This window comes from Peribacillus sp. B65, from assembly GCF_058513295.1.
In genome coordinates, this window is the sequence record NZ_CP195840.1 from 4,313,217 (window position 1) to 4,338,888 (window position 25,672).

The following is a 25,672-nucleotide window of genomic DNA, read 5'->3' on the forward strand; positions in this document are numbered from 1 at the left end:
GAAATACACATGACAGTCAAACTTAGAGCCACTTGTTGAACAATTGATTGAGCTTCACCGTGATGAAACACCCTATGAAAATGATGCAGTTAATCCCAAACGCTAATTCTAGGAACTCCAGCAGTTCTTAAGTAGTCCAATAATTGACCAGTATGTACAGACTCATGATAAGCGATCCTTAGCAACATATCTCCTAAATCCCTGATATACCCAATATCGGAGCGGTCAATTTTAATAGTGGATAAGTCGTCCTCGCTGAAGGATAGGATTGTTTCCATAAAGTCACGCCTGTAAGGTTCCGCAAAGTTTAATTCGGCTTCGACAGAGATAAGCGGCTGTTTTTCAAATGGTGATTCATAAACGGGTAAGCTGCCTTGATTTTTAATGGATAAATGGTAGTAATGCTCACTATCAAGGACATGTCTAACCATTTCTAAACAGCTCATTGCCTTGTCGTCTGGCTTCCAATGTAGTGTGCCTTTAGGTATTGAAGTCCATAGTTTAATGTTTCTTCTTCTAACCTCTTCCAGATTCAAGATGATAAGTTCTATCGATTTCATAAAGATCCCCCTTTTTGCAGGTATACATTCACTATACACGAATGGATGGTGAAAATAATGGGATTCATTTGAAAAAATAGAAAATTCAATGAACTACTTGAGGTAGCGAATTTTTTACTATTATTTATGAGAGTACAGGGAAAATGCCCATGAATTCGTGCAGAATTTACAGGCGGTTTCATTAGTTTTGTATGGAGGAACACATGCTTCATATTTAATCCATGTTTTCACAATCTATCTTCTTAATTACGCAAAGCTGGGGCAGGAGGCCCTTGTTATAAAAAGGATTGAATTAGAATGTCATCTTGATAAGTTAAAATCGGTTTAAAGCCAAAGTCTTTAAATTTCTGCAATGCTTCAGGGTTATTTCTGTTTACCAAACCGGACACTGCAAGGATTCCTTTTTCTCTCGCATGAGCCACTAATTTCGGTAAAAGGGATTGCAGAATTCCCTTTCCTCTATATTTCTTGTCAAGGACTACATAATTAACATGAGCGAATTTATATAAATAAAGATTATAACAAAGAAATCCCATTATTTTACCTTTATCATTACAAATTACAAGTACCTTATGGGACTTTTGCAAAATTTCATGCACTGTATCAGACGAAACCCGAAAATTACTTATTGTAATATCCGTTAAAGTCTTGATATCTTTTTTAGGTTTCCAGTCTCGAAAATACATCATAACTTCTCCTTTTTCTCTATTAAACCAAAAAGCGGAGATCATATTATTGTTTATTAATATAGAAACCCTTTAGAATATTCCAAAGGGTTTCCATGTTAATCTCAAAAAAGAAATCTCTTAATCTTTTCTGAATTTCTTGATTGAAATAGGTTCCTTGATTGAAGTACCTCCATTATTGTTTAATAAATCTTTTAATATTCTTCTCAAGGCAGTCCTAACACTGCTATTTCCATTTTCTGAATTGCCATTACCTGAACCGCCAGTTGTGGAACCAGCATTATCGGATTCACCAGTTCTTCTTAGTTTTTTATTTGACACTGCAATCATCCCTTTGTTTAATAAATTTTCACATTACTAATTTATGTGTATTATTCCTTTGTGCTTGGACAAGTTCACCATATGTTGAACACGTTTACGTTATGTAGTGGTGATACCAGCCGATGTAATAATATGGTATAATTGTGAAGTAATTCACAATAAGGGCTGAACTGGTTATCATTGGACCTATTCACTCATAAAAGAAAGCGGGTTGGATATATGCTAAAGAAAGTGGTTTTAGCTGGCGGGACTGGTTTTGTCGGTCAATACTTTGAAAAGCATTTCAGGAATTTGGGATATGAGGTAAGGATCATCTCCAGGCAAACCCCGCATACTGGCTGGGAAGATATAGAAGGAATAAGGGAAACGATCGATAATTCGGATATGTTAATAAACCTAGCAGGAAAAACGGTCAATTGCCGCTACAATGCCAAGAATAAGAAAGAAATATTGGATTCACGAACCGATACGACTGAAGTGCTAGGTAAGGCGATTGAACAATGTGAAAATCCTCCTTCATTATGGATAAACTCAAGTACTGCAACGATATACAGGCATGCTGAGGATAAACCAATGACAGAGGGGGATGGTGTAATCGGTTCAGGCTTTTCCGTAGATGTGGCGAAAGCGTGGGAGCGCTCATTTTTCGATTTCCGATTACCCAAGACGAGACAAATTGCTTTACGGATCGCCATTGTATTGGGAGATGGGGGAGTGATGACCCCATATAGGAATTTGGTTAAATTTGGTCTGGGGGGCCATCAAGGATCAGGAAATCAGAAATTCAGTTGGATACATTTAGAAGATTTATTTAACATTGTCCTTTTTCTGAGAAAGAATCAGGATTTGAGCGGGGTGTTTAATTGTTCATCTCCGAATCCAGTTACAAATCGTGAATTGATGGCTCATTTGAGAAAGCTCATGAATATTAGGATTGGACTGCCCTGTCCAACACCCATGCTTGAAATGGGGGCTTTCTTTATGGGTACCGAAACAGAATTGATATTAAAAAGCCGGTGGGTCATACCTGAGAGATTGGAAAAGGCGGGGTATGCATTTAAATTCCCTCATCTTGATGAGGCTCTGGAACATATACTGATGAATTCTTAAAGTACTCGAGATTGATTGCTATAATGATAGATATAAATCATTAATGGAGGGGAATTGTAGAATGAATATGACTCCATCTGAAAAAGTCGGAAGATTCACAACAGGGATATTTTCAGAGTTGGCGGAACGCAAGCAGGATGCAATGAAACGTGGGCTGGATGTTATCGATTTGAGTGTAGGAAGTCCGGATTTACCACCGCCTGATTTCGTAGTGGATACGCTTGTGAAGTATGCGCAGGATCCGAGTTCCTATGGATATACGTTAAAAGGTACGCCTGAATTCCATGAGGCAGTCGGTTATTTTTATCGGAAGCGTTATGGGGTGGAGCTGGATGCAGAAAGGGAAGTCCTCCAACTGATGGGATCGCAGGATGGCCTTGCACACTTGGCAACGGCGATGATAAACCCTGGAGATTATGTGTTGGTGCCAGATCCGGGATATCCAATTTATGAAGCGAGTGTAGAGCTTGCCGGCGGAATCATTTATCCGATGCCGCTTACTGCCGAAAATGGATTCCTGCCGCAGCTCAACGGAATTCCGGAAGAAATATTGAAAAAGACCAAAATGATGATCATCAGTTATCCAGGAAATCCTGTCACCGCCCTTGCTGATGAAGCTTTCTTTGCGGAAGTCATATCGTTTGCGAAAAAGAACGAGATCATGGTGGTTCACGATTTTGCTTATTCCGAATTGATTTTTGATGATCATCCGCAAATTAGTTTTATGTCCATTCCTGGTGCCAAGGAAGTGGGGATCGAGTTTAACTCACTTTCCAAAACTTTTAACATGGCCGGCTGCCGCATCGGGTATGCGGTGGGTAATCAAGAGGTGCTGAACATCCTGGGAACGTTGAAATCACACATCGATTATGGAGTTTTTTATCCTATCCAAAAAGCTGCCGAGATGGCACTGACTTCCAATCTTTCGCTGCTGTCCGAACAGGTTAAGGAATATGAGTCCCGACGTAATGCATTGATATCAGGTCTTGCTAGAGGGGGGTGGCATGTGCCGAAAACCTCAGCTACCATGTTTATTTGGGCCAGAATTCCTGCTGGCTGGAAATCACGTGATTTTTCCTATGCATTGATTGAAAAAGCAGGGGTCACGGTCGTTCCAGGTGATGCTTTTGGGAAGCAGGGTGAAGGGTATGTTCGGATGGCCTTGGTCCAGCCGGCCGAAAGATTGACAGAAGCTGCCGAACGGATCGGATTGTTTTTGGAGGAAAAAAATGGAGTTTGAGATCAAGCGTTCAATATAATCAGGTTATAAATTGCCTCAGCAGTATAAACCGTTTTGGCTGGCAGAGGACTTGCCGCCAGTATCATTTCCGGGGGAGATTGAGAGAAAAGGTAAGCGGACGGTGACTTCCAAATTACCTATAGAGGCAGAAGCTTATTTAAGTAAAGGAAGGAATCAACTGGCACGCAAAGGAGTATATAGAGCTTGAGAAAGTTGTTACTTATTTGTTAAAGTGAGGCGCTCTATCGTTTTTTAAAACTATTTGATAGTTTAAGAGAAGGTCCATCCACTGATGGGCTTTTTCATGTTAATGGGAAACTAGAGAGATAGATTATTTATGGAATTTCCGAACGTAAAAAGGACAAGCCGCATAATATATAGTAAGTCTGCAACTATTTCGGACTTAATATGATAGAGAGGGGGAAAAGCAATGATCAACTGGAAAGTGCGTTTTAAGAATCCGACGTTTATATTCACGGTACTCCTTCCTGGGCTTTTATTATTGGCGCAGATGGTTGCCGCGTTCATAAACAATTTCATTACCCCTATAGGCTTTACCATTACTGATGATGCATTGAACGGGGCTTTAGGCATCATTAACTTCATAGCGCTTACATTCTTTGGGGTCGGCGGTGTGGTCGATCATACTACTAAAGGTCTAAGCGATAGTGAGAATGCACGACAATACGATGAGCCTAAGTAATGGGCACTATTCTTTCATCTATTGAAGAGTAGAATATACCAGATAACACCGTAACTTGCTACACAACGGCGTTATCTGTTTATTTGTTTTTTTTTGCAGAAATGATGATCACACCAATTAAAATGATTTTGGTCTGAAAACCGAAATGCAGCATACATTTAAAATTGTGGTTCATTTTCAGTTTGGGGAGGAAAAAGGATGAGTTATAGTTTACCAGTTTCAAAATGGCTTGCAGCCATAGTTTTGATCGGAGCATTATTGATGGCATTCATATTCAATCCGGCTAATGCTTCAGCCTCTATCAATTATGGCGATGAAGTTGCCGCTTTGGCAAAGAAGCAGGTGGGAAGCAATTATAAATATGGGGGGACGACCCCAAAAGGGTTTGATGCTAGCGGTCTAACCCAGTATGTATATAAAAATGCCGCGACAGAAATGAAGATTCCAAGAACGAGTGCGGAACAGTATAAAATCGGAAAGGCCGTTAAGCAAAAAGATTTAAAAGCGGGAGATTTGGTCTTCTATGCGACAGGTAAGAAAGGGCAGGTTTCTTTTGTAGGAATCTATTATGGAAATGGTACATTTATCGGGACCACCACCAAAGGGGTCAAGGTCGTCAAAATGAGTGATAAGTATTGGAAAGAAAAATATATAGGGGCAAAGCGAGTCATTAAGTAACATCTGATGTTCATATGAAAAAAGTCCAGCAATAAAAAGAGCATCGTAAAACCGATGCTCTTTTTGCTAGTCATTTCCGGGTTCATTCAATGATGATATCCGTTAAAACAACATTCCCATTACGAACCTTTACGACGGCGACTGAAGGATTGGCCAATGCTTCCTTCTCCATTTCCTTTGCCTTTTCTTCGGATGCGAAATAATTGTCCAAACCGTATCTGATCTGAATGGTTTCAGCATTGTGCAGGTCATATGGGATTTCCAATTTCCCTTTAAGGTAAACGCCTTTGCCGGGTTTTTCTTTCGTTACGTAATCGACAACGTAAAGTCCATCCTTATTTTGTTTTAAACGTACATATACCTTTTTAAAATCCCCCATATTTCTTGTATGGAACTCGGTTTTAATCGAGTCATCGACCTGTGATGGCTTAACGGATTCAATTTCGTATTTCAAAGCCACATAGCTTCCCCTAAACAAGTCAGTCGGGTCGACCGGGGCTGTTTTGATCTTGATTACATCTCCTGTCATTGTTGTCCAGACCGGAGGAAACGCCAAGACTAACAGAATCAAGACTGGAATGGAAAATACGATAAGTGGCCGGAATAATGGATTATTCATTGAGCTCCCCTCCTTTTTTTCGTTGATTTTCGAAGAAGAAGCCAAAACCGATAAGCATGATTCCGCCGATGATGAATGTAAGTGATTTTGGCAGGAAGTCAAAAGAATAGATGTAATATCTGAAGATCAGTACACATATTATCACGATGCTGGTCAAACTGCCTTTTAGAATGAGATAAAGCAGAAAAACGAAATAAGCTAAAGGGAACCAGATTGAAAAATCAAAGGTAAGGAAGAGTGCAGTAATACCATGTAAGATATGCCCTTGTATGTGGGTGATGTTTTGTAATTTGGCTCTTACCGGAATATAGGCAAGCACGATTCCCAGAACAAACAGAATGGAAAGGACAATCGTATTCGAATTTTCAAACTCCAGCTTAGGCACGAATTCCATAAGAAATAAGGCAATTGTATTGATGGCTAAAGCGTTAATGAAAAAGGTCAGATATTTAGGGTAATCGAATTTCTTTAACAGAATGTATAAAGCCGGCAGAAATACAAGAATGGCAAGCGGATAAGCTGTTTCATCAACGAATATACTTCCGTTAATATAAATGAAAAGCAGGAAAGATGTAAAAAGGAGAACGAAGACATCCTTCAAATAGTATCCAATGAATACCGTACCGATCGCCCATAATAAAAAGGAACTGTTGAAGTTGATGCTGATATTAAACATCTGCTCAATTAGAAAAATCCCTGAACCAAAGATCAGAATACCTGCATAATGCAGACTTCGTGACGTTTTGGGAAAGCGTACCTGCACCTTCACGCCAGCAAAGTTCACTCCGATTAGGCATGCAATGATAAGCAGGAATTTAACCGCTTTACTTAAATAAATCCAGTTGCTGGCTACGAAGGTCAATACGCCTAAACCTAAAAGAAGTGCCCCAATGGATAATAAAATAGTGATGAAGCTCAAATTACCTTTTACGTCATAGGAATCTAACATCCTCACTTTCTCTTGCTGGGAGATGACTCCTTCCTTTTCAAGGTAATTAAATTCATGTTCAAGAAACTCGAATTGCTTTTTCGTTATTTCTTTGTTGGCCAAAGTAACTCCTCCTTCCACATTTTACTATTATACATCGTATTCTCTTGCCGCTTTGAATATAATGCTAATTTTCTTCTACCCTTATTGGAACGCATGTAGTACCAAAAAAATATTATTTATAGTACCTTGCAATGAACAGTACCGTGTGGTAAATTATTTACATAAGATGTATTGTTCGGTGTTCAGTACTGTTTATTGAACTATACTGAAGGACTCTTGGAAGGAGTGATGGTGCTATGAATGTGCAATTTAAGAAAGGTGTTCTGGAGCTGTGTGTCCTGGTCTTATTGGATAAGCAGGATCGTTATGGATATGAACTTGTACAGAAGATTTCGGATCAAATTGAAATATCGGAAGGGTCGGTATATCCACTTTTACGACGATTGACGAAGGAAGAGTATTTTACGACATATTTACAAGAATCAACAGAAGGGCCTCCGCGCAAGTATTATACTTTAACCGACAAAGGCCGGAGATACCTTCAAGAGCTGTTGACGGAATGGAATGAATTTTCCAATGGGGTCAATCAATTAATCAAGGAAGGTGTGAACCAATGAATAAAGAACAATTTTTAAAACAATTGAATGCCTCTTTAACCAGACTTTCCTTAGAGGAACGGGAAGATATCCTTCAAGATTACGAAGAGTATTTCGAAATTGGAATGGAAGAAGGGAAGTCAGAGCAGGAAATCTCCAAATCTCTTGGGAATCCTAAACAGATTTCCAAGGAACTGATGGCATCCTATCGTCTTGGTCAGGTCGAGCAAACTACTTCAGCAGGTAATGTAATGCGGGCAGTTTGGGCAGTCATTGGTTTGGGATTCTTTAATTTAGTGATCGTTTTGGGACCATTTATAGCATTGATCGGAGTTGTCATTGCAGGATGGGCTTCGGCGATAGCGTTCATTCTAGCTCCGTTTGGCGTTCTTTTTAACCTTGCGATAGGTAACTTTCAATTATTCGATCTTTTCTTCGCATTGGGATTATGCGGGATTGGCATTTTCATTGCCATGGGAATGTTTGTCGCTACGAGTGCTTTAACTAAAGGATTCATTCGCTATTTAAAATTTAACGCTTCTCTTGTGAAAGGCGGTTTGAAAAATGATTAATGTGAAAAAATTATCGATCATTGCACTTGTATTGTTATTGATCGGAGTAATAGGATGTCTGTTTACGTTTTCCCAAGTGACGGATAAGGAAACGACTACAGAGGAAAAAACGATTTCGGAAATCGTAACGGACATTCAGATCGACACTGACAATGCAGCTGTAGAGATCGTTCCAACCAAGGATAAGGAGACAAGGATAGAGTTGGTTTCAAAAGGGATGGATGTTTCCAAGTTGGATTTCACCGCAGATGTGGAAGGGAAGAAGCTTTCGGTACAATTAAAAGATCGACGTACCTTTAGCTTTGGTTTTCATATTCAATCCTTACATTTAAAGGTGTATGTGCCTGATGAATCTTATAAATCCTTTGCCGTCGAATCCGATAATGGAAAATTGCAAATATCAGGATTGAAAAGTGAAGATCTAAATGTGAGGTCTCAAAATGGCCGGGTAGAATTAAATGATATAATAACCGAAAAAGTTGAAGTGAAATCTGCTAATGGAAAAGTAGAGCTTAATAATGTGGAGGGAAAACTGGTTGGGTCATCGAATAACGGTAAAATCACATTGGTCACGAAAGACTTGGATAGGGAGATCGATTTCGAAAGTAATAATGGTAAAATCATGATCCAAACGGAGAATGAACCGACAAATACAACTTTCGATGTTCATGTTGACAATGGGAGAGTGGATATCCTTGGTAAGTATGAGGGAGATACTGTCATTGGCAAAGGTGAAAACTTAGTGAAATTGGAAACGAATAATGGAAAAATCGAGATAACGAAATAGTCATGAAGCATGAAAAAGCCGATTCAATTGGAATCGGCTTTTTTCAATTATGCGGCCATTGCTAGAAGCTTTCCCATTTACTTAAGGAGATAAGGAAAAACATTTAAAGTTTTTCCTTTAGATGTTTTGGAATTATAATATATAAAGGATAATTATGTTAAAAGTAATGAGTATAAGTCCGCCATCAAATCTAAGGAAAGATTTTAATGAAAATGACTTCAAAAGTATGGGGGCTGTGGAATGAAATTCAATAAATTGTCATTGGATATATTTAAACGTACGATCTTCACTCGCAAGAAAAGGGAAAAGGACTATCGGAAGAAAGGATTCGAAGTGCAAAAAAAGGTTTTTAATATAGTGGAAAGTTCTAAGGATATTATCTACTGCTACGAAACAAACCCAAGTTCCAAGTTCAGGTATCTAAGTCCATCCATCAATACACTTTTAGGTCATGGCGTCTTGGAAGAAGCATACAATGACCCTTCCTCCCCTTTCGGAAGGATTCATCCTGATGACTTTGAAATCCTAAATGAAAAGATATATGGTGGGATTGATTATACTAAGCCGGTCATTCAACGTTGGAAAAATATCGAGGGGGATTTTTTGTGGTTCGAGGAATATGCTACACCTATATATGAAAAAGATGAATTGGTAGCCGTTCAAGGAATCATTCGCAATATCGATGAAAGAGTGAGATTCATACAGGATATTGAGTATCAAATGTCCCATGACCCATTAACGAATATCCATAATCGACAGTTTTTTGATAATATATTTGCCAAATCCAATCTGGATTTTGATACTCCGGTTGCCATGATTTTGTGTGATTTAGATGAGCTGAAATATATGAATGATACGCATGGCCATAAGAAAGGGGATGAATTGATTAAAGAAGCGGCAAATCTATTGAAACGGATATTCTCTGACATCGCTGTTTTAGCGAGAGTGGGAGGAGATGAGTTTGCCATTCTGCTAATTGATAGAAGCAAGCAAGAAGTGGAATCTCTTTGTGAATTATTAAAGGAAGAAATCCTTTTGCAAAACGATCTAAAAAAAGGCCCTCACATCAGTATGTCATTTGGGCATGCTTACCGTTCGAATTCAAAAGGAAATATGGATAGTTTATTCATGGAAGCGGATCAAAAAATGTTTCAAGATAAACGGCGAAGAAAAGAACAGAAACTTGTTCGGGCCGGTAGATGAAAGATATAGGGGGAGTCCAGTGTCATACTGGTCTTTTATTTATATATATATATTTAGGTACCCGAAATAAATCATTCGCTTATTTTAACCAATTTTAGTAAACTGGCAATGACTATAATAATTAGAAGGTGAAGGGATATGAGGGAAACCTTAGTGGATGAACGGGTAAGAGGGACTGATAAAATCTGGACACGTGATTTCATCATGATCTGTTTGGCAAATATGTGCATCTTCATGGGTTTTCAAATGACGATGCCGACCCTCCCGCTGTTTGTGGAACAGCTTGGCGGTGACGATCGCCTGGTGGGGGCTGTCCTTGGAATCTTCACTTTTTCGGCCTTGCTCGTTCGGCCGATTGCCGGCAGATTATTGGAGACGAAGGGAAGGCGCATGGTTTTTCTTGCCGGTTTAGCCATTTTTGCATTGTCAGTGGGTTCCTTCGGTTTTATGGGAAGCATCGGCTTGTTATTCATGATGCGGATTGTACAGGGCGTCGGCTGGGGATTTTCTTCAACGGCTTCAGGAACGATTGCTTCCGATATAATCCCTGCGAAACGGCGTGGTGAGGGGATGGGGTATTACGGATTATCGGGTAACTTAGCGCTGGCATTCGGGCCATCATTGGGTCTTTTTCTAGTTACGGTCCTTCCGTTTCAAGAGTTGTTTTTGATCTGTTCATTATTGGGATTTTTCTCCATTGTTACAGCATCACTTATTCGGTATCAAAAAGTGGAAAGTGATCCTTCCGCGGCTGTCAGAGCCAAAAGGTTTGATATATATGAAAAAAGTGCCCTTCAGCCATCATTGCTCATTTTCTTCATTTCCGTTACATTCGGTGGAATTGCAACCTTCCTTCCCCTATATACAGCGGAAAAAGGTGTGGATGGAATTCAGTGGTATTTTTTAGTATATGCAATGGCCCTCATGGTCACGAGATTATTTGCGGGTCGATTATATGACCGAAGGGGACATCGAGCCATATTCGTGCCTTCAACAGTACTCATCATGGCTGGGATGCTCCTGCTTGCATGGATGCCGAGTGAAGTGGTCCTTTACATTGCGGCAGTGCTTTATGGATTTGGATTCGGCTCTGTCCAGCCGGCGCTGCAGGCATGGTCGATTGAAAAGACGGCACCAAATCGGAAGGCGATGGCGAATGCCACATACTTTTCATTTTTCGATCTTGGAGTGGGCATAGGTGCCATCGTGTTCGGGCAGATTGGCTTCCTCTTCGGATATAGGAGCATCTATATCACTGCAGCCGCCTCGATTTTCATTTCAATGATCGTTTATTTATGCATTATCAGGAGCGAGGATAAAGTAAAATCAATATAATAGAAACGTTGGATGGCTTCAATGGAAGTCATTCTTTTTTTTGAGTCAGTAGGAACACCCTTGGTGCATTATCCTATATATTTTAAAAATGGAAAAACTTTGTTATTATCGAAAAGAGATTATACATAAGATGATAGAAGGTCTATTTGAAGGAAGGGGAAGCTTGGAATGAATGACTCTTCAAACGAAGAAATGACATTAGAAAGAAGGAAGCGTATTTTCCAAGAAGAGCTGGATGTTTTATGGGAAAGGCGGCTCATCCCTAAATCAGAATATATCCGGATTAGCAGGGCATACAATCGGCATTTCCAATTAGCCCTCCATAAACAAAAGCGCTTAGAGCAAGAAAAGAAGAAATCCACCCATGGAACTGAAACGGAAATCGGTGAAAGTGCCGATAAGAGGATTCAGGATAGCCTGATCGAAGAATCTTCATTGCAATTTCAGGAATCCAGTGGATTGAACGAATCGATAATGAAAGATGAGAAGGCCGGGTATGCTCACATTGAATCCGGTTTAGAGGAGAGCCTTGAACCTGTCAAGGAGATCACTGATAGGAAACCGGTTATTCAAAAGCAGGCCATCAAGCGGGAGAAACCGGTAAAACCGGCAAGGCCGAAGAAAACACCTGAGCAAATCAGGGAACGGAATATTTCTGTCATCCTGCTCACTGGGGTCATATTGCTTCTGTTTGGCGGGTTGATTTTAGCAACCACTTCATGGGGGGATCTGAATGCGGTCCTGAAAGTTCTCTTCATTGGAATGGTATCCGTCATTTTTGCAGGGATGGCCTTCATCGCTTCGAAACTGAAAATTGAACAGACCTCTTTTGCATTCTTGACGCTAGCGGGTTTATTCATTCCGATTACGATTTTATCAGCTTCATATTATCGGATTTTTGGAGAGTACCTTTCACTTAATGGTGGGGGGCGGGGGCTTCTGGGGTTTCTTGGGGGATTACTCTGCTTAGCCATTTATTGTAAGATTGCTGACTACTTCAAGTCGAAAATATTCATTTTCATTTCAATATTCACGTTTGCCATTACCTGCTATTTCGGATTGGCTTTTGTGACGCCGACTATTGCGTGGATGTTTTTGGCGATTGGCGTTCTTAATTTAATGCTATTATGGAATATTGAGCAATTGAAAAATCAAAAAGCACTAACGTTATTTAAACCATTCATTTTTCAATTTATCCAGTTTAAGATTATCGTGGAGACTTTTGTGATCCTGACGTTATTTTCAAGCAACTTGGTGTATTCGCTAACGTTGATGGTCTTTTCTGTTTTGTTTTTAATTATTTCGGTCAAATTCCAAAAAAAATATTATGAAATGGCTTTTAGCGCCGTTTTCACGTATGGATATATCCATCTTGTTTATAACTCGTTTTTAAGTGAGTACATGATCACCGCATTTGCATTTGTACCAATCATTTTTACCATGCTATCGAAATATCTGGTTAAATCCAAAATGACTAAGCTTTCCAAGAACTTCACGTTCACCAGTTTGATTGGGAGCGGGATCGTTTTCTTATATAGTAACGCGATGGTGTACCAGGAGAACTATGCGCAAATATTCGTCGCGCTCATGTTAGTATCCGCTCAGCTTGCCTATGTTTCCCTTCAATCGAGAAATTCAAGCCTCACGTACCCGGCTGTTGTTATTTTCGACTTAGCGTTACTATACCTTTTCTTTGCATTGCCAGTCTCTTTTTCTACCATCTTAAATCTGATTTTTGTTATTCAGGTCATTCAATATCTTGGAGTATATTTATATAATCGTCACCCAAGGTACATCCTGTTTAGGAAGAGTATCTTACTTATCTCCCCAATGATCATGTTAGTGATACTGACCATTAAATTCAGCGAAATGGATTGGCTTGCAGTTAGTGTGGCGCTCGCCATGATCTCTGGGCTTTTCTTCATCACATTTATAAAAGACGAAACAAAGCATATGAAGGAAAATGCCTTATACGGATTTCCAATCACTTTCGTACTGGCTTTGGTTGCTTTCTATCCATATTTGATGGAGAGTTTAGAATGGGTTCGGTCAAATATCCCGCTCAGCGTCTATTTAATGGGTGTTTCACTGATTTCCATCGGTGCAGCTTACACATTTAAAAAGGGATATCATAAATTATTTCCAGTTTTTGCATATAGCGGACAGATTCTTTCCTTCCTTTCCTTGATATCGATTCCATTCGATTCACGGAATCCTTTGGAGGCAAGCGGAGTGATTGCCGTAGCTACCGCAATAAACGGCTGGTCCGTCCATATCCATCGGAAGCACATATTCTGGGTGCCTGTCGTGATTACAAGTGCCAGCTTATATGCTTCACTCTACGATGTTTTTGATTTTGCTTCAATGGTGCTGAGGATTGCGTTCGTGTTGCTCGGCCCCACTATCTTTTTCCTATTAGGAGAATGGCTTGGGAAATATTCAAAAAATGGGAAACTGTATTTCATTTACGCAAGTCACCTTGCCAATTTACTGTCGATTCCTGTTGGATATTTGCTCATTATTTTTACGGAAAGCTCACCGTTACTATATGTTGCGCAACTGTCGATTTATATTTTAAGTGCTTTAAGGGCGCATGTGAAATGGGAAAAATACGTTTTTACGTACCTAGGGTTTTCAGTCCTTTTCCTACAGGTCCATTTATTTGTGGTAAACATGGAGCAAATGGTATTCATTACATCAATATGCATGATGATTACAGCAGGACTCATAACCATTCTGTGGGCGTTATCCAATAAGAATTGGAAAGGCATCATTGAGTATTACCTTATTCCATTCATTCATTTAGGGATAAGCATATCCATTTTTGAAACGGCAATCCGGGACTTTCCACTTAACCGCGAGTTAGTCTGGGTAGGAGTGATGACTGTACAGCTCTTGTTTGCCTGGTATCTGCTCATGCAAAGGAATTGGCGGAACTATGTTGCGGTTCCTCTAGGCCTGGCGTTCATCTTCTATAATATGTATGTAAATACATTAGCTCTGGTTATGGCGATTATCGTATTGCTTGTATGTATGGTTGTGATGATGATGGCTAGCAGACGCCTTTTCAAAGGATTGCTCAACCAAGAGGGAACGAAGAGAGTCATTGATTATTATCGAATTTTTGGCTTGTTATATCTGTGTACTCTGAATCTGGAAGTGTTTATGAGCGATACAGGTTCTGCGATTTTGGGGATTTTTGTTTCCCTGCTGTTGCCTAGCTACTTCATCCTGATGGGAAGATTCACGATCTATAAGAAAGAAAAAAGCATTTACTCGGGAATAGCGGCAATCATCGGCCTTTTCCCGTTCATCAATATCATAGTTTATGCCCATACACTCCCAATCGTCACGAGTTTGGCTGTTCTTTTTGGCTGTATGGCAGGTATGTTGTTGTTAAGCAGCCTGTATTCCAGCAGATTACTCAAGAAAAACGGATCAGGCATCATCAGCTTTGATCCTTTCAGGATTTATGGTTTATTCTTTTTGATCGATATGAATGCGGAGGTTTTTAATGATACTAAGCATCAGTTACTCCAAGTCTTTGTATCGCTGCTGTTAACCGCTTATTTCATTTTCCTGAGAAGCTTGACAGCGGAAAAGCTAGAAAGGAAAATCTATTCCAATATTGCTGCACTAGTCAGTCTGTATCCCTTCTTAATCATAGTCGGCTATGCCGACAGCTTATCTGTTGTAATGGGATTGCTATTCCTTTTTGGCTGTATGTCAGGGATGCTGCTTTTAAGCCGGCGTTATTTCGATGGTTTAATCAAAAAGGAAGAAACAGGAATCACCTTCGATGCATACAGGATATATGGCTTGCTGTTTTTACTGGCCATGAATCGGGGATTTCCAGCAACTGAAACATTGACCCAGTTACTCGAAGTTTTTGTATCGCTCTTGATCACGGTTTACTTCATCTTGATTGGAAGTTTCACAAAGGATGTAAAAGAAAAGGGCATCTACGTTTGGCTGACGGGAGTTCTCAGTTTGTATCCGTATTGGATCATCATCGTGTACGCGGACACATTACAGCCTTTCGTTGGAACGGCAGTCCTTTTTGGGTGTACGGCCATAATGGTCTTGCTAAGCAAGAAATACTTTAAAGGCTTGCTAGATAAAGGCGGGGCAGGACTTCAATTGGATTTTTACAGAGTCTATGGTCTGCTGTTTCTTCTTGCCATGAACATGGATGTTTTGACAGGGGGACCGGCACATTTCATTTTGGAAATCATCGCGGCACTTCTGATTCCGGCCTATTTCATTTTGATGAGAAGCACGACGACAGGCATGTTGGAAAGAAAATCCCAGTTGGCAGCAGCGATTTTGTTCAGCCTATATCCGTATTGGGTCATTGTCGATCAGCTCACGATCCCTCCTGTACTTGAGGAGGAGGTGAATATTCTGCCGCTGTTCATTGTCAGCACCACTCTGCTAAGGAAAATTTTTGTTAAAGGCAAAATCACACAATATATCGAAAGCGGTATTGTTTTCCTTTTGTTTTTAGCCCTGATCATTGATGCAATGGCAGGAAACACCTTATATGATGCCCTCATTATCGGAACCGTGTCATTGGCAGCAATGCTCTTTGGATTCATGATGAAATATAAATCCTATTTCATCGCTGGAACTGGGACGATTTTATTCAATGTATATATGAATACCAATTCTATGTGGAGCGAGATGCCATGGTGGCTGTATTTAATCATCGGTGGAGGGCTGCTTATCGGAATTGCATCTTTCTTTGAATGGAAAAAACAAAAAGACAACCGGACATCGAAGGAGGTTCTTGAGAAAAATAAACAAAGGATCAAGAATTGGTTCAATCGGTGGAATTAATGAAGAAGGAAATGGAATGCGTCAAATACCCGAGCTCTTAACCTTGGACGAAAATTCAAAGGAAATCTCAAAAAGGGTTCGGAATTTATAAATTCCGAACCCTTTTTGTCTGCAAACCGAGAGTACTTAAAAGCTCTCTTTCTCTGCTTCTATTTTTTTTATTTCCTCTTCCCAATCATGAATTTCTATTTCCCACTGATCTATATTAGTTTGCAAAACATTAATTAAAAATGGTGAAAGGGCATTTCTATATTTTTTTAATTCTTGAATTAATTTCACTCGATCTTCAGTTAAACCTTGCACTAATTTTTTCTTATTTTCCAAATTTGCATAGACAAAAACTGGTCTGAATTTTCGTATCTCATTATCATGCATATCAGTTGTAACTCCTTTAAAATTGAGTAAAAAATTAAGCTTCATCAATCCAGTTCATCTAATTCTTGTGTATACAAAAACGCTTGGATTTCTCCAAGCGAAAAGCTCAAGACGAACAAGAACTGCATGAAGAACAGCTTGAAGAGGAATCAGAACTGCTGTCATGGGAACCGTTATGGCCACCATGATCTGCATGGCCGGATCCAGTGGAAACTGTGTTCGGTTCATTACCGAAAATATCTTTAAATTCGCTGTCGAAATCATCGGTGCTTGCATAAGTGAAATAGGCGGGAGCTGCGTAGTCAGTCTGATCGTACGTTTTCCGCCAATTCAATTCTGACATGGGGCGATTTTCTTTAAATTGGGAAGTGAAAGATTCAAAGGTCCGTTCCGCCTGTATACTTGTCGGTTTCCGCATATATTTCTCTTTTAACTGCTCCAGCTCCAACGTTTCAAAATCTCGGAGAAGCGTTAGCCCTTTATCATGTTTGAAAAATTTGCCCCATTTTTGAATGGAATGGGAGTCCACCGTAAATAGCTGTACATAGTAAAAGTCAAAAAGAGTGCGCTCATCGGGTTTGAAAACAGGTTCTGAATGAGGATGGTGCTGAATGGTCCTACCGATGAAAACCTGGCAAAACTCATCATATTCCTGTCTATAGTTCAGCATGATATGCCATAACTCATCGATGACTGAATTAAACATTTCAACTTTTCCAAACACTGCAGCCATAATCAAATAGCGTTTCAATTCACGCCAAGCCTGATTGACCTTTAACTGTGAGTCCCGAGGATGCTTCAGGCGGAATTCAGCATTGACTTTTTCCATATAATTGAAATCCAGTGCTTTATTAAGCTTTTCTATCAATGCTTCTGAAACGATTTCCGTTGCATGCAGATCTAAAGTTTCACCATGGTATTTACGGAATTCATTTTGATAGCGTTCTAATTTAGCCGGTTCACTTAGCCCTTTAACGAAATTGACCAGGAAAACAGCAAAAATTGCCGCAAGAATGACATAAAAGAAGGTCATCTTTGTCCACTCCTCTTAATCTATGGATATATTGCTTTAACATTATCTTACATGTTAATGGAAGGGATTGTAAGTTGTTTCATCTAAAATGTTCCATTGGCGGAAATTGATTAAGCTGGTGAGGTTGCATGACAATACCCCGAATCGGGTATCGTCCTTTCCTTGGCATGTAAGGGGTTTTTAGTTAAAAATCAAGCGCTTCAAATAATGCCTCATATCTAGTATAGTTAGAGAGGAAAAGGGGTGAAGGCATGTACTTGACAGTAAAAGAGACTGCGGAATATCTATCGATGCCGGAATCTTATATAGAAAGTTTGATCGTTCAAAATAAAATTCGCACCGTTCATGATGGTGAGCAGCATTTGATTTTTAAAGATCAGTTTAATATGCATCTTGAACAGATGGAGAAATATAAGAAGGATTTAGCGGATTATTATAACGAACCCATCCCCGAAGATATCGATGTGAAGGATGAAGATTAACATCTGCCCATTTGGTTGATTGGTGCGTAAGGTGCGAGACTCCTGCGGGAAAAGCGCGTCTAGAGGAGACCCCGCAGGCGCAAGCTGAGGAGGCTCCGCGACCGCCCGCGGAAAGCGAGTGGCTGGAGCGGAAATCAACGTCCAAATTCTAAAAAACAATAAAAAAGCTTAGACATACTCGATTTTCATTGAGTTTGTCTAAAGTCTGGCATCTGCAAATTTGGCAGATGTTTTTTCATGCAGAAAGTGCTGAGAAATTAATGGTCGAATTTTCGAAAACGGTCTTAACTACGTCTTCATCCTGAGTCTTACCCATTCAAATAATTTTGTTGTCAATGGAAGGTAATTGTAGTAGAATTCCTCAATTCCGTGTAAAATGAAAGGTAGATGGAATTATCACGGCAGAATGGTAGTTAGGAGATAGGTAAGTGGTAAAAGAGTATTTGCAAAGCGAAGGTTTTTCAAGGTTAATTACATTAATTGTATTAGTTCTCTTTTTAATAAGCATCGGCAGTATGGTTAATATCGTGTTATTCACATTTGTTTTCACTTTCCTGATGGGAAGGCTGGAGCAATTTATCATGATTCGGCTGAATAAAGTGATGCATATCAACTCTAAGGTTGTTATAAGCTTTTTATATGCAGTCGTCATTTCTTGTTTAGCCATCGTTCTTTATAAATATCTACCGGTCATTACGCTACAATTCACGGAATTAGTGACACAGATCGTTTTCTTCTTTCAACATCCACCAGATAGCAGGGTCATTCAATATGCCATTAATATAATGAACGAGCTGCGATCGCCGCTCGATCTTCAAACACAGATGAATACACTCTATCTTTATATATCCGATTTCGGTAAACTGGCATTTCAAATTTTCATTTCCATGTTGCTTAGTCTATTTTTCTTATTGGAAAAAGATAAAATCATTCGTTTCACTTCTAAATTCAAGCGGGCCAAATTTAAATCTTTCTTTATAAACTTAAGCCACTTTGGCGTCAAATTCATCAATTCATTCGGAAAGGTGATTGAGGTCCAGTTCTTGATAGCCATTACGAATGCTGTCCTATCTGTAACTTTCTTATGGATTCTTGGCTTCCCGCAGTTGCTCGGTCTAGGGATCATGATTTTCTTCCTGGGTTTGATTCCGGTTGCAGGGGTCATCATCTCCCTCATTCCACTTAGTATGATTGCCTATAGTATCGGCGGCATGCCCAAAGTGATTGCTGTATTAATCATGATAGTTGTAATCCATTCAATTGAAAGCTATATTTTAAATCCGAAATTCATGTCGGCAAAAACAAATCTTCCAACATTTTTCACCTTCATCATCCTATTGTTTTCCGAGCATTTCCTTGGGATATGGGGATTGATCATCGGAATACCGATTTTCATCTTCCTGTTGGATATGTTAGATATTGAAGAGGGGAATAAGGAAGTTCCATAATAATCATTTGAGCAGCGGCCACGCTAATATGGCCGCTGCTTATTTTTGTTCTATTAAACCTTTTGAAAGGTGGCACTATCTATTTTCAATATAATATCCATTAATTCGAAAAAAGGGTAAAAGGGTGCATCTTTCCCCATTGGAGCTTAGCTGCGTATTTGATTTACCAAGTTAATTGATTAAAATTTTATTTTACTAAAGTTATTTGTCGACTTTTTATTGCATAAAAAAACAAATAAACGTATAATATTCTTAAAAGAATATACTGAATGTTCTCTAAAGTTAGATTTATCTGTTTTTTTTAAAAAAAGAGAGTTTACGAGAGAGAAGAGGGGATTATTTTGAAAAAGGTTTCTTTTTTAGTGTTTGCCATGGTAGCTTCTTTGTTACTAGTCATGACAGGATGCGGGAAGGGTAAGGAAGTCTCGACAACTGGTAATGAAGAAGAGTCCAATGGAAAAACACTCAGGATCGTGACGGACGCCAACTATGCTCCATTTGAATATCTTGAAGGCGATAAGATTGTAGGATTCGATGTTGATTTCATCAATGCCGTTGCAAAAGAAGCGGGTTATGAAGTTAAATTGGAAACTGTTGGCTGGGATCCGATTTTTGTTGAAATCGAAGGTAAGAGAGCGGATGTCGCCATATCTGCGATTACAGTGAATGACGAAAGAAAACAATCTTATGACTTCTCGGTTCCGTATTTCTTATCCACAAACAAGATTCTAGTTCCTGAGAATAGTGATATAAAATCTGGAGATGAATTGAAAGGAAACGTCATTGCCGTTCAGACCGGTACTACTGGACAGGAAGCGGTAGAGAAACTCCTTGGAAAGAATCACAAGGATATCAAAAAATTCGAAAATAATAACCTGGCCATTCAGGAATTACTAAAAGGCGGAGCTGCGGCTGTCGTAGCTGATAATACGGTTGTTGAAGAATATGTGAAAAATAACCCCGATCAAAAACTGAAAGTCGTTGAAGATAGCAAAAGTTTCAATGAGGAGTTTTATGGTCTTATGTTCCCAAAAGGCAGTGAATTGAAATCGGAGTTCGATAAAGCCGTGAATGCCATTTATGAAAATGGGAAATATGCAGAAATATATAAAGAGTGGTTTGGTACTGATCCAGATATAGAAACATTGAAATCACAACAATAAAAATAAATGGATAGTAAAAAGATTGCGTAACTTTACGTGTGAAGTTACGCAGTTTTTTTGGCCTTAGGAGGGAAACAAAATGAGTTTTCGCTGGGATATTATTTTTGAATATGCTCCTTTCTTATTAAAAGGAACATTGCTTACTATAGGGCTGTCAGTTTCCTCCATCCTCATCGGAACCTTTTTGGGGTTATTGATCGGTTTAGGGAAAATCATGAGAAACAAGGTGCTTGCCTTTCCATTTTACTGTTATGTCACGGTTTTTCGCGGAACACCGCTTTTAGTTCAAATCTTTTTAATCCATTTTGGAATTGTGCCCTTTTTTACCGGGGAAACGAATGCAGTAACTGCCGGTGTCATTGCTTTATCTTTAAATGCAGCTGCATATATAGCCGAAATTTTCCGGGCGGGCATTCAATCCATCGATAAAGGGCAAATGGAAGGGGCCCGTTCATTGGGAATGACCCATGTGCAAACAATGATACATGTTGTATTGCCTCAAGCCTTCAAACGGATGATTCCTCCGTTAGGAAATGAATTCATCGTATTATTGAAGGATTCATCACTGCTTTGTGTCATTGCTGCCCCGGAATTGATGTATTGGGGGAAAGCGATGGGGAGTCAGTACTTTAAAGTATGGGAGCCATACTTGGCGTGTGCCTTCATCTATCTATTCCTTACCCTCATCTTAAGTTTTGTATTAAATAGACTCGAAAGTAGGTTGAAAACAGAATGATAAAGGTGGAGAATCTTAAGAAGTCATTTGGCGATAATGATGTATTGAAAAATATCAATGCAATCGTTTCCCCTCGGGAAGTAGTCGTGGTGATTGGTCCTTCTGGGTCGGGAAAATCCACTTTCCTAAGGTGTATCAATCAACTTGAAACGATAACGGGAGGCCATATTTTCATTGAAGGGCTTGATACGACAGATAAGAAGGTCAATATCAATAAAGTCCGGACGGAAGTTGGCATGGTATTTCAGCATTTTAACTTATTTCCACATAAGACTGTTCTTGAGAATATAATGCTTGCGCCGATAAAGGTCCGCAAGATATCCAAAGAACAGGCTTCCCAAAGAGGGATGGAACTGCTTAAGAAAGTCGGACTTGCCGAGAAAGCGAACGCATATCCGGATTCATTATCGGGGGGACAAAAGCAGCGCGTCGCAATTGCCAGGGCGTTGGCGATGGAACCGAAAATCATGCTATTCGACGAGCCGACTTCCGCTCTAGATCCGGAAATGGTCGGCGAAGTCCTTGAGGTCATGAAGCAGCTGGCTAAGGAAGGCATGACCATGGTAGTTGTGACCCATGAGATGGGGTTTGCAAAAGAAGTTGGAGATCGTGTGATTTTCATGGACGAAGGTTATATTATTGAAGAAAATATTCCTAGTGAGATTTTCAATAATCCCCAGCAGGAAAGAACTAAAGCCTTTTTGAGTAAAGTGCTTTAATTACACGTAAAGAAAAAAACCTTCCATAAAAGGGAGGTTTTTTTTTTTCGGAGTATATCAGGGGGTTTCATTTGATGCATGAGGCGCCTAAAAGCGATTCAGGGCTTTTACCGAGCACAAGCATACTGATTTTGGCATATCCAATATTTTTATTTTGGGAGAAGGTCTGAAGTAATGCCTGGATATTCGGATCATCCTTTAACTTTTGAACTTCCTCTATATATAATCCGATAACGGAGGGCATAACGAATTCAGGGGTGTATTCGTTAGGGTTTTCATCCATGAGTAATGTGCCCATATATTGATATTTAAATTGAAGAGCCCGTGTTAAGGCAACGACATGGAGCAGTTTATCAAATAGTTCGGGGTATGAATATTTAATTTTCTCCAGCGCTGCTTCTGTTGCCTGTAACTCATCGACACTAGATAAAGTGATCATGAATATCTCCTTTTTAGAATATATGGATCCATCAGCATTTACCGTGCTTTTTACTTATACTAGTCTAACCCCGCCGTAACGCATTGTAAAATGGTTAGATGTTATCATGTGCATAACCTAAATCTATGATAGTGCTTACATCAACCATGCTAGATAATTCACTGCTTATCTGATAACGCTTCCCTCGTATATTTCAGCCATTCTTTTGCAGCGTATGAAAGGTAATGGTCCTTACTCCAAATAAATCCTAAATTCCAACTAATGGAGGGGTTTTTAACCTTGATTGTCTTTACGCGATCATCATGACGGCATAAACTTTCAGGTAATAGAGCAACGCCAAGTTTACAGTAAACCATTTCCTCAATAAAATCCCATCGTGAACTTTCCGTTACGATATGTGGAGAAAAACCAGCTTCACTACAGGATGAAATGATGAGATCTCGAAGGACGTAATCTTTATTGAATAAGATGAAAGATTCCTTTTCCAGGTCGGCCAAATCAATTTCTTCCACACAAGCATGCGGATGGGAGGGATGGACAATCAAGTTGATGTCTTCTTCCAAAAAAGCAAAATGATGAAAAAGTGCGGTGTTGGTTGGCAGGACTATTACGCCTATATCAATTAAGTCACTTTGAACGGATTCTTCTATTTTCTTTGAACCATCCTCTACTAATTGAAAGGTAATATTAGGATAATCCTCGTGAAAACGGCTAAGTATCCGGGGGAAGAAAGAAGCGTCTATTATCGGCGGAAGCCCGATGCGTATATGTCCCTTTTTCAGGCCTAATAAATTGTCCATTTCCGTTTCCAAATTGTGAAAGGCCTTATCAATCAATTTTGCCTGCTCTAAGACGACCCTGCCTGCATCGGTCAAAATCAGTTGCTTGCGTGAACGATCAAAAAGCTCAACTCCTAGCTCGGCTTCCAGGTTTTTAATCATCTTGCTGATGGTAGGCTGGGTAATGAATAAATGGTCGGCAGCCCGAGTGAAGCTATTGAAATTGGTTACCTCTATAAAGTATTGCAAATGTTTAATATCCATTGCGTCACCTGTTATCCTCGTTTAAATTAGTTTCATTTTACCTGTAAACGGAAGTGTTTGTAAAACATGATAAGTTTGGAATTCATGCACGCATAAATAAGCTGGATTCCAAGGGGAACCCAGCCTAGGAAAGGGCTGGTCATAAAGAGTACTGCCGTGAATTTTATTTGACCAGCAAGACAGGAACTGGGGAATGTTGAACGATATAGTGGCTCACGCTGCCAAGGAATTCCTTGAAGCCACTCAATCCGCGGCTGCCCATGATGATAAGGTCGCAATTCTGGGATTTTGCATGTTCCAATAAAGCCGTGATGGCTGAACCCTCTATGACAAATGTTTGGGATGCATTCGGGATTTCGGATAAAAGCGCTTCCGCTTTTTTAATCACTTCCTTGCCATACTTGAGCATTGATTCTTCAATTTCCTGAAAGGCATTGCCATATATATTTGGTTTGATTGGCAGCGTAACAGCGTGAAGCACCTGGATTTCGATAGCGGGATCCAGCTTCGCTAATTCAATCGCTTTTTCTAAAGATTTAAGTGCCAATTCGGATTCATCATAAGCAACTAATATTTTTGAACATAGCATTGAGCGATCATTCCCTTCTTTAAAAGAATATACCCTTAGTATATCAATTTAAATCTTTCATATAGTTTCATATATTATAAATTTTGTGAATAATTATTGAAGTTTACGTTAACGTCAATGTTAAAATGAAGGTAAATAATCCCTTTGCAAAGTGTGGTTTTAACATGTACACCATTTCTGATTTAGCAAAAGAATTCGGATTGACGACAAGGACCCTCCGATATTATGAGGAACTGGGTATGCTTAAACCAAAGCGTACCGAAACGGGAAAAAGGGTTTATGGAAAGAAGGAATATGCACAGCTCAAAATCATAATGCGCGGTAAGAAGTATGGTTTTTCGTTAGTGGAAATAAAAGATATCGTCCTTTTATTCGAAAAGGATAGGACAGGCATAAAGCAATTGGAAAAAACGATTGAAACTGCAGGACAGAAGCTGAACGAAATAAATGAACGCATTAAAGAGCTGGATGGGCTGAAGCAGGATTTTGAACTGGTAATCAAAGGCTTTACCGAAACCCTTCATGACTTGAAAGTGAACGATAAAACAGGCAAGCGGTGAAATAAATCTTGAAAATAGGTTTTGATGATAGTGAAAGATGAATATATATTCTAGAAACAAATGGGGTGAGGATTTGGAAATTCAAGAAACGATTGCAGTTGTGACAGGAGGAGCTTCAGGTCTTGGAGCCGCGACAGTAAGAAACATCATTAAAAAAGGTGGAAAAGCGGTCATATTTGACCTTTCTGAGGAAAAAGGCGCTAAAATGGCTCAGGAATTGGGAGATTCAGTCCTATTTATTAAAACGGATGTAACAAGTGAAGAAAGCGTATCGGTGGCGTTGGATGAAGGGATGAAAAAATTCGGGAGCATCAATGCGGTCATCAACTGTGCAGGCATTGCAATTGCAGAGAAGGTCATAGGCAGAAAAGGTACGCATGAATTGAAAGCGTTCTCAAAAGTCGTGCAAATCAATTTGGTCGGTACGTTTAACGTAATCCGGCTTGCCGCGGAAAAAATGGTCGAAAATGAGCCGAATCAAGAAGGGGAGCGTGGCGTCATTATCAATACTGCTTCGGTCGCTGCCTTTGAAGGACAAATCGGACAAGCCGCATATAGTGCCTCCAAGGGTGGGATTGTTGGTATGACTCTGCCAATCGCAAGGGAGCTTGCCAGCAAAGGGATACGTGTCGTATCGATTGCGCCGGGTCTATTCCATACTCCGATGTTCGATTCGTTACCTGATGAAGCTAGGACGTCATTAGGGAAAACCGTACCATTCCCATCAAGGCTCGGGTATCCAGAAGAGTACGCTAAACTAACGGAAAGCATCATAACGAATCCAATGCTGAATGGGGAAACCATCAGACTGGATGGGGCCATTAGAATGTCACCCAGGTAAGTTG

27 protein-coding genes are annotated in these 25,672 nt (G+C 39.7%); 17 read left to right on the forward strand and 10 right to left on the reverse strand.

All coding sequences use genetic code 11. The features are described from left to right. Nucleotides 1-89: 89 nt before the first annotated feature. The 3 genes from ACSR9O_RS20970 to ACSR9O_RS20980 form a co-directional block, all read right to left on the reverse strand. Nucleotides 90-560: a DinB family protein gene (locus tag ACSR9O_RS20970; protein ID WP_491725012.1), complete on the reverse strand. Its 471-nt coding sequence runs from the start codon at nucleotides 558-560 to the stop codon at nucleotides 90-92. Between the two features lie 275 nt (nucleotides 561-835). Then, a complete protein-coding gene (locus tag ACSR9O_RS20975; protein WP_491725013.1) occupies nucleotides 836-1,291 on the reverse strand; it encodes a GNAT family N-acetyltransferase in 456 nt (151 codons plus the stop codon). A 75-nt stretch (nucleotides 1,292-1,366) separates the two neighbouring features. Next, nucleotides 1,367-1,567, reverse strand: a complete 201-nt coding sequence (locus ACSR9O_RS20980) for a hypothetical protein (protein WP_230178429.1) — start codon at nucleotides 1,565-1,567, stop codon at nucleotides 1,367-1,369. A gap of 219 nt (nucleotides 1,568-1,786) precedes the next feature. On the opposite strand from ACSR9O_RS20980, the gene ACSR9O_RS20985 reads away from it, so the two are divergent. The 4 genes from ACSR9O_RS20985 to ACSR9O_RS21000 all read left to right on the forward strand — a co-directional run bounded on the left by ACSR9O_RS20985 (nucleotide 1,787) and on the right by ACSR9O_RS21000 (nucleotide 5,298). Beyond that, entirely contained in the window at nucleotides 1,787-2,677 is an 891-nt protein-coding gene (locus ACSR9O_RS20985) for a TIGR01777 family oxidoreductase (protein WP_491725014.1), read from the forward strand. Nucleotides 2,678-2,738: 61 nt separating this feature from the next. Then, a complete protein-coding gene (locus tag ACSR9O_RS20990; protein ID WP_101225500.1) occupies nucleotides 2,739-3,917 on the forward strand; it encodes an LL-diaminopimelate aminotransferase in 1,179 nt (392 codons plus the stop codon). A 430-nt stretch (nucleotides 3,918-4,347) separates the two neighbouring features. After that, nucleotides 4,348-4,620 carry a phage holin gene (locus tag ACSR9O_RS20995; RefSeq protein WP_101225499.1) on the forward strand — a complete coding sequence of 91 codons (273 nt, stop codon included), beginning with the start codon at nucleotides 4,348-4,350 and terminating at the stop codon, nucleotides 4,618-4,620. Nucleotides 4,621-4,818: 198 nt separating this feature from the next. After that, nucleotides 4,819-5,298 (forward strand): C40 family peptidase, encoded by a 480-nt coding sequence (locus ACSR9O_RS21000; RefSeq protein WP_101225498.1) that lies wholly within the window; start codon nucleotides 4,819-4,821, stop codon nucleotides 5,296-5,298. 82 nt (nucleotides 5,299-5,380) lie between these two features. On the opposite strand, the gene ACSR9O_RS21005 is transcribed toward ACSR9O_RS21000, so the two are convergent. Both ACSR9O_RS21005 and ACSR9O_RS21010 read right to left on the reverse strand, forming a co-directional pair. Then, nucleotides 5,381-5,917, reverse strand: coding sequence for a GDYXXLXY domain-containing protein (locus tag ACSR9O_RS21005; RefSeq protein ID WP_101225497.1), 537 nt, complete (start codon nucleotides 5,915-5,917; stop codon nucleotides 5,381-5,383). Beyond that, on the reverse strand, nucleotides 5,910-6,968 hold the full coding sequence (locus ACSR9O_RS21010) for a DUF2157 domain-containing protein (protein ID WP_101225496.1): 1,059 nt from the start codon (nucleotides 6,966-6,968) through the stop codon (nucleotides 5,910-5,912). The genes ACSR9O_RS21005 and ACSR9O_RS21010 overlap by 8 nt, the downstream gene beginning before the upstream one ends. A gap of 236 nt (nucleotides 6,969-7,204) precedes the next feature. Between ACSR9O_RS21010 and ACSR9O_RS21015 the strand changes: the two genes are divergently transcribed. The 6 genes from ACSR9O_RS21015 to ACSR9O_RS21040 all read left to right on the forward strand — a co-directional run bounded on the left by ACSR9O_RS21015 (nucleotide 7,205) and on the right by ACSR9O_RS21040 (nucleotide 16,240). Further along, nucleotides 7,205-7,525 (forward strand): PadR family transcriptional regulator, encoded by a 321-nt coding sequence (locus tag ACSR9O_RS21015; RefSeq protein WP_101225495.1) that lies wholly within the window; start codon nucleotides 7,205-7,207, stop codon nucleotides 7,523-7,525. Then, a complete protein-coding gene (locus ACSR9O_RS21020) occupies nucleotides 7,522-8,076 on the forward strand; it encodes an HAAS signaling domain-containing protein (protein ID WP_101225494.1) in 555 nt (184 codons plus the stop codon). The genes ACSR9O_RS21015 and ACSR9O_RS21020 overlap by 4 nt, the downstream gene beginning before the upstream one ends. Next, the gene (locus tag ACSR9O_RS21025) at nucleotides 8,069-8,863 is read left to right on the forward strand and encodes a DUF4097 family beta strand repeat-containing protein (protein ID WP_491725015.1); all 795 of its coding nucleotides are present in this window, start codon (nucleotides 8,069-8,071) and stop codon (nucleotides 8,861-8,863) included. The genes ACSR9O_RS21020 and ACSR9O_RS21025 overlap by 8 nt, the downstream gene beginning before the upstream one ends. 240 nt (nucleotides 8,864-9,103) lie before the next feature. Beyond that, entirely contained in the window at nucleotides 9,104-10,066 is a 963-nt protein-coding gene (locus ACSR9O_RS21030) for a sensor domain-containing diguanylate cyclase (protein ID WP_491725016.1), read from the forward strand. A 138-nt stretch (nucleotides 10,067-10,204) separates the two neighbouring features. After that, nucleotides 10,205-11,401, forward strand: a complete 1,197-nt coding sequence (locus ACSR9O_RS21035) for an MFS transporter (RefSeq protein WP_491725017.1) — start codon at nucleotides 10,205-10,207, stop codon at nucleotides 11,399-11,401. Nucleotides 11,402-11,569: 168 nt separating this feature from the next. Further along, nucleotides 11,570-16,240 (forward strand): hypothetical protein, encoded by a 4,671-nt coding sequence (locus tag ACSR9O_RS21040; protein WP_491725018.1) that lies wholly within the window; start codon nucleotides 11,570-11,572, stop codon nucleotides 16,238-16,240. 126 nt (nucleotides 16,241-16,366) lie between these two features. On the opposite strand, the gene ACSR9O_RS21045 is transcribed toward ACSR9O_RS21040, so the two are convergent. Together ACSR9O_RS21045 and ACSR9O_RS21050 are read right to left on the reverse strand one after the other, a co-directional pair. Next, nucleotides 16,367-16,615: a hypothetical protein gene (locus ACSR9O_RS21045; protein ID WP_101225939.1), complete on the reverse strand. Its 249-nt coding sequence runs from the start codon at nucleotides 16,613-16,615 to the stop codon at nucleotides 16,367-16,369. A 106-nt stretch (nucleotides 16,616-16,721) separates the two neighbouring features. Next, nucleotides 16,722-17,648: a UCP032817 domain-containing protein gene (locus ACSR9O_RS21050; RefSeq protein WP_101225940.1), complete on the reverse strand. Its 927-nt coding sequence runs from the start codon at nucleotides 17,646-17,648 to the stop codon at nucleotides 16,722-16,724. A 251-nt stretch (nucleotides 17,649-17,899) separates the two neighbouring features. Between ACSR9O_RS21050 and ACSR9O_RS21055 the strand changes: the two genes are divergently transcribed. The 5 genes from ACSR9O_RS21055 to ACSR9O_RS21075 all read left to right on the forward strand — a co-directional run bounded on the left by ACSR9O_RS21055 (nucleotide 17,900) and on the right by ACSR9O_RS21075 (nucleotide 22,196). Beyond that, nucleotides 17,900-18,130, forward strand: coding sequence for an excisionase family DNA-binding protein (locus tag ACSR9O_RS21055; protein ID WP_048687214.1), 231 nt, complete (start codon nucleotides 17,900-17,902; stop codon nucleotides 18,128-18,130). Between the two features lie 428 nt (nucleotides 18,131-18,558). Next, nucleotides 18,559-19,578, forward strand: a complete 1,020-nt coding sequence (locus ACSR9O_RS21060) for an AI-2E family transporter (RefSeq protein WP_491725019.1) — start codon at nucleotides 18,559-18,561, stop codon at nucleotides 19,576-19,578. Nucleotides 19,579-19,919: 341 nt separating this feature from the next. After that, entirely contained in the window at nucleotides 19,920-20,741 is an 822-nt protein-coding gene (locus tag ACSR9O_RS21065; protein WP_101225941.1) for a basic amino acid ABC transporter substrate-binding protein, read from the forward strand. A gap of 79 nt (nucleotides 20,742-20,820) precedes the next feature. Next, nucleotides 20,821-21,477, forward strand: coding sequence for an amino acid ABC transporter permease (locus tag ACSR9O_RS21070; RefSeq protein WP_101225942.1), 657 nt, complete (start codon nucleotides 20,821-20,823; stop codon nucleotides 21,475-21,477). Next, nucleotides 21,474-22,196: an amino acid ABC transporter ATP-binding protein gene (locus ACSR9O_RS21075; RefSeq protein WP_076371113.1), complete on the forward strand. Its 723-nt coding sequence runs from the start codon at nucleotides 21,474-21,476 to the stop codon at nucleotides 22,194-22,196. The genes ACSR9O_RS21070 and ACSR9O_RS21075 overlap by 4 nt, the downstream gene beginning before the upstream one ends. A gap of 67 nt (nucleotides 22,197-22,263) precedes the next feature. Here the strand turns inward: ACSR9O_RS21075 and ACSR9O_RS21080 are convergent, their stop codons facing one another. The 3 genes from ACSR9O_RS21080 to ACSR9O_RS21090 form a co-directional block, all read right to left on the reverse strand. Then, nucleotides 22,264-22,635, reverse strand: a complete 372-nt coding sequence (locus tag ACSR9O_RS21080; protein ID WP_101225943.1) for a hypothetical protein — start codon at nucleotides 22,633-22,635, stop codon at nucleotides 22,264-22,266. Nucleotides 22,636-22,793: 158 nt separating this feature from the next. After that, nucleotides 22,794-23,678 (reverse strand): cidABC operon transcriptional activator CidR, encoded by an 885-nt coding sequence (gene cidR / locus ACSR9O_RS21085; protein WP_260359082.1) that lies wholly within the window; start codon nucleotides 23,676-23,678, stop codon nucleotides 22,794-22,796. A gap of 163 nt (nucleotides 23,679-23,841) precedes the next feature. Then, nucleotides 23,842-24,267: a universal stress protein gene (locus ACSR9O_RS21090; RefSeq protein ID WP_101225945.1), complete on the reverse strand. Its 426-nt coding sequence runs from the start codon at nucleotides 24,265-24,267 to the stop codon at nucleotides 23,842-23,844. A gap of 164 nt (nucleotides 24,268-24,431) precedes the next feature. Here ACSR9O_RS21090 and ACSR9O_RS21095 point away from each other — a divergent pair, with 164 nt between their 5' ends. Beyond that, nucleotides 24,432-24,827 carry a MerR family transcriptional regulator gene (locus tag ACSR9O_RS21095; RefSeq protein WP_491725020.1) on the forward strand — a complete coding sequence of 132 codons (396 nt, stop codon included), beginning with the start codon at nucleotides 24,432-24,434 and terminating at the stop codon, nucleotides 24,825-24,827. 73 nt (nucleotides 24,828-24,900) lie between these two features. After that, the gene (locus ACSR9O_RS21100) at nucleotides 24,901-25,668 is read left to right on the forward strand and encodes a 3-hydroxyacyl-CoA dehydrogenase (RefSeq protein WP_101225947.1); all 768 of its coding nucleotides are present in this window, start codon (nucleotides 24,901-24,903) and stop codon (nucleotides 25,666-25,668) included. Nucleotides 25,669-25,672: the final 4 nt, after the last annotated feature.

Bases quoted from the DNA above. Each gene is read 5' to 3' on its own strand.
- ACSR9O_RS20995 (WP_101225499.1), top strand. From the start codon at position 4,348: ATGATCAACTGGAAAGTGCGTTTTAAGAATCCGACGTTTATATTCACG.
- ACSR9O_RS21050 (WP_101225940.1), bottom strand. From the start codon at position 17,648: ATGACCTTCTTTTATGTCATTCTTGCGGCAATTTTTGCTGTTTTCCTG.
- ACSR9O_RS21090 (WP_101225945.1), bottom strand. From the start codon at position 24,267: ATGCTATGTTCAAAAATATTAGTTGCTTATGATGAATCCGAATTGGCA.
- ACSR9O_RS21040 (WP_491725018.1), top strand. From the start codon at position 11,570: ATGAATGACTCTTCAAACGAAGAAATGACATTAGAAAGAAGGAAGCGT.
- ACSR9O_RS20970 (WP_491725012.1), bottom strand. From the start codon at position 560: ATGAAATCGATAGAACTTATCATCTTGAATCTGGAAGAGGTTAGAAGA.
- ACSR9O_RS21045 (WP_101225939.1), bottom strand. From the start codon at position 16,615: ATGCATGATAATGAGATACGAAAATTCAGACCAGTTTTTGTCTATGCA.
- ACSR9O_RS21055 (WP_048687214.1), top strand. From the start codon at position 17,900: ATGTACTTGACAGTAAAAGAGACTGCGGAATATCTATCGATGCCGGAA.
- ACSR9O_RS21070 (WP_101225942.1), top strand. From the start codon at position 20,821: ATGAGTTTTCGCTGGGATATTATTTTTGAATATGCTCCTTTCTTATTA.
- ACSR9O_RS21095 (WP_491725020.1), top strand. From the start codon at position 24,432: ATGTACACCATTTCTGATTTAGCAAAAGAATTCGGATTGACGACAAGG.
- ACSR9O_RS21020 (WP_101225494.1), top strand. From the start codon at position 7,522: ATGAATAAAGAACAATTTTTAAAACAATTGAATGCCTCTTTAACCAGA.
- ACSR9O_RS21015 (WP_101225495.1), top strand. From the start codon at position 7,205: ATGAATGTGCAATTTAAGAAAGGTGTTCTGGAGCTGTGTGTCCTGGTC.
- ACSR9O_RS21025 (WP_491725015.1), top strand. From the start codon at position 8,069: ATGATTAATGTGAAAAAATTATCGATCATTGCACTTGTATTGTTATTG.
- ACSR9O_RS20975 (WP_491725013.1), bottom strand. From the start codon at position 1,291: ATGATCTCCGCTTTTTGGTTTAATAGAGAAAAAGGAGAAGTTATGATG.
- ACSR9O_RS21000 (WP_101225498.1), top strand. From the start codon at position 4,819: ATGAGTTATAGTTTACCAGTTTCAAAATGGCTTGCAGCCATAGTTTTG.
- ACSR9O_RS21080 (WP_101225943.1), bottom strand. From the start codon at position 22,635: ATGATCACTTTATCTAGTGTCGATGAGTTACAGGCAACAGAAGCAGCG.
- ACSR9O_RS21030 (WP_491725016.1), top strand. From the start codon at position 9,104: ATGAAATTCAATAAATTGTCATTGGATATATTTAAACGTACGATCTTC.
- ACSR9O_RS21005 (WP_101225497.1), bottom strand. From the start codon at position 5,917: ATGAATAATCCATTATTCCGGCCACTTATCGTATTTTCCATTCCAGTC.
- ACSR9O_RS21075 (WP_076371113.1), top strand. From the start codon at position 21,474: ATGATAAAGGTGGAGAATCTTAAGAAGTCATTTGGCGATAATGATGTA.
- cidR (WP_260359082.1), bottom strand. From the start codon at position 23,678: ATGGATATTAAACATTTGCAATACTTTATAGAGGTAACCAATTTCAAT.
- ACSR9O_RS21035 (WP_491725017.1), top strand. From the start codon at position 10,205: ATGAGGGAAACCTTAGTGGATGAACGGGTAAGAGGGACTGATAAAATC.
- ACSR9O_RS20985 (WP_491725014.1), top strand. From the start codon at position 1,787: ATGCTAAAGAAAGTGGTTTTAGCTGGCGGGACTGGTTTTGTCGGTCAA.
- ACSR9O_RS20990 (WP_101225500.1), top strand. From the start codon at position 2,739: ATGAATATGACTCCATCTGAAAAAGTCGGAAGATTCACAACAGGGATA.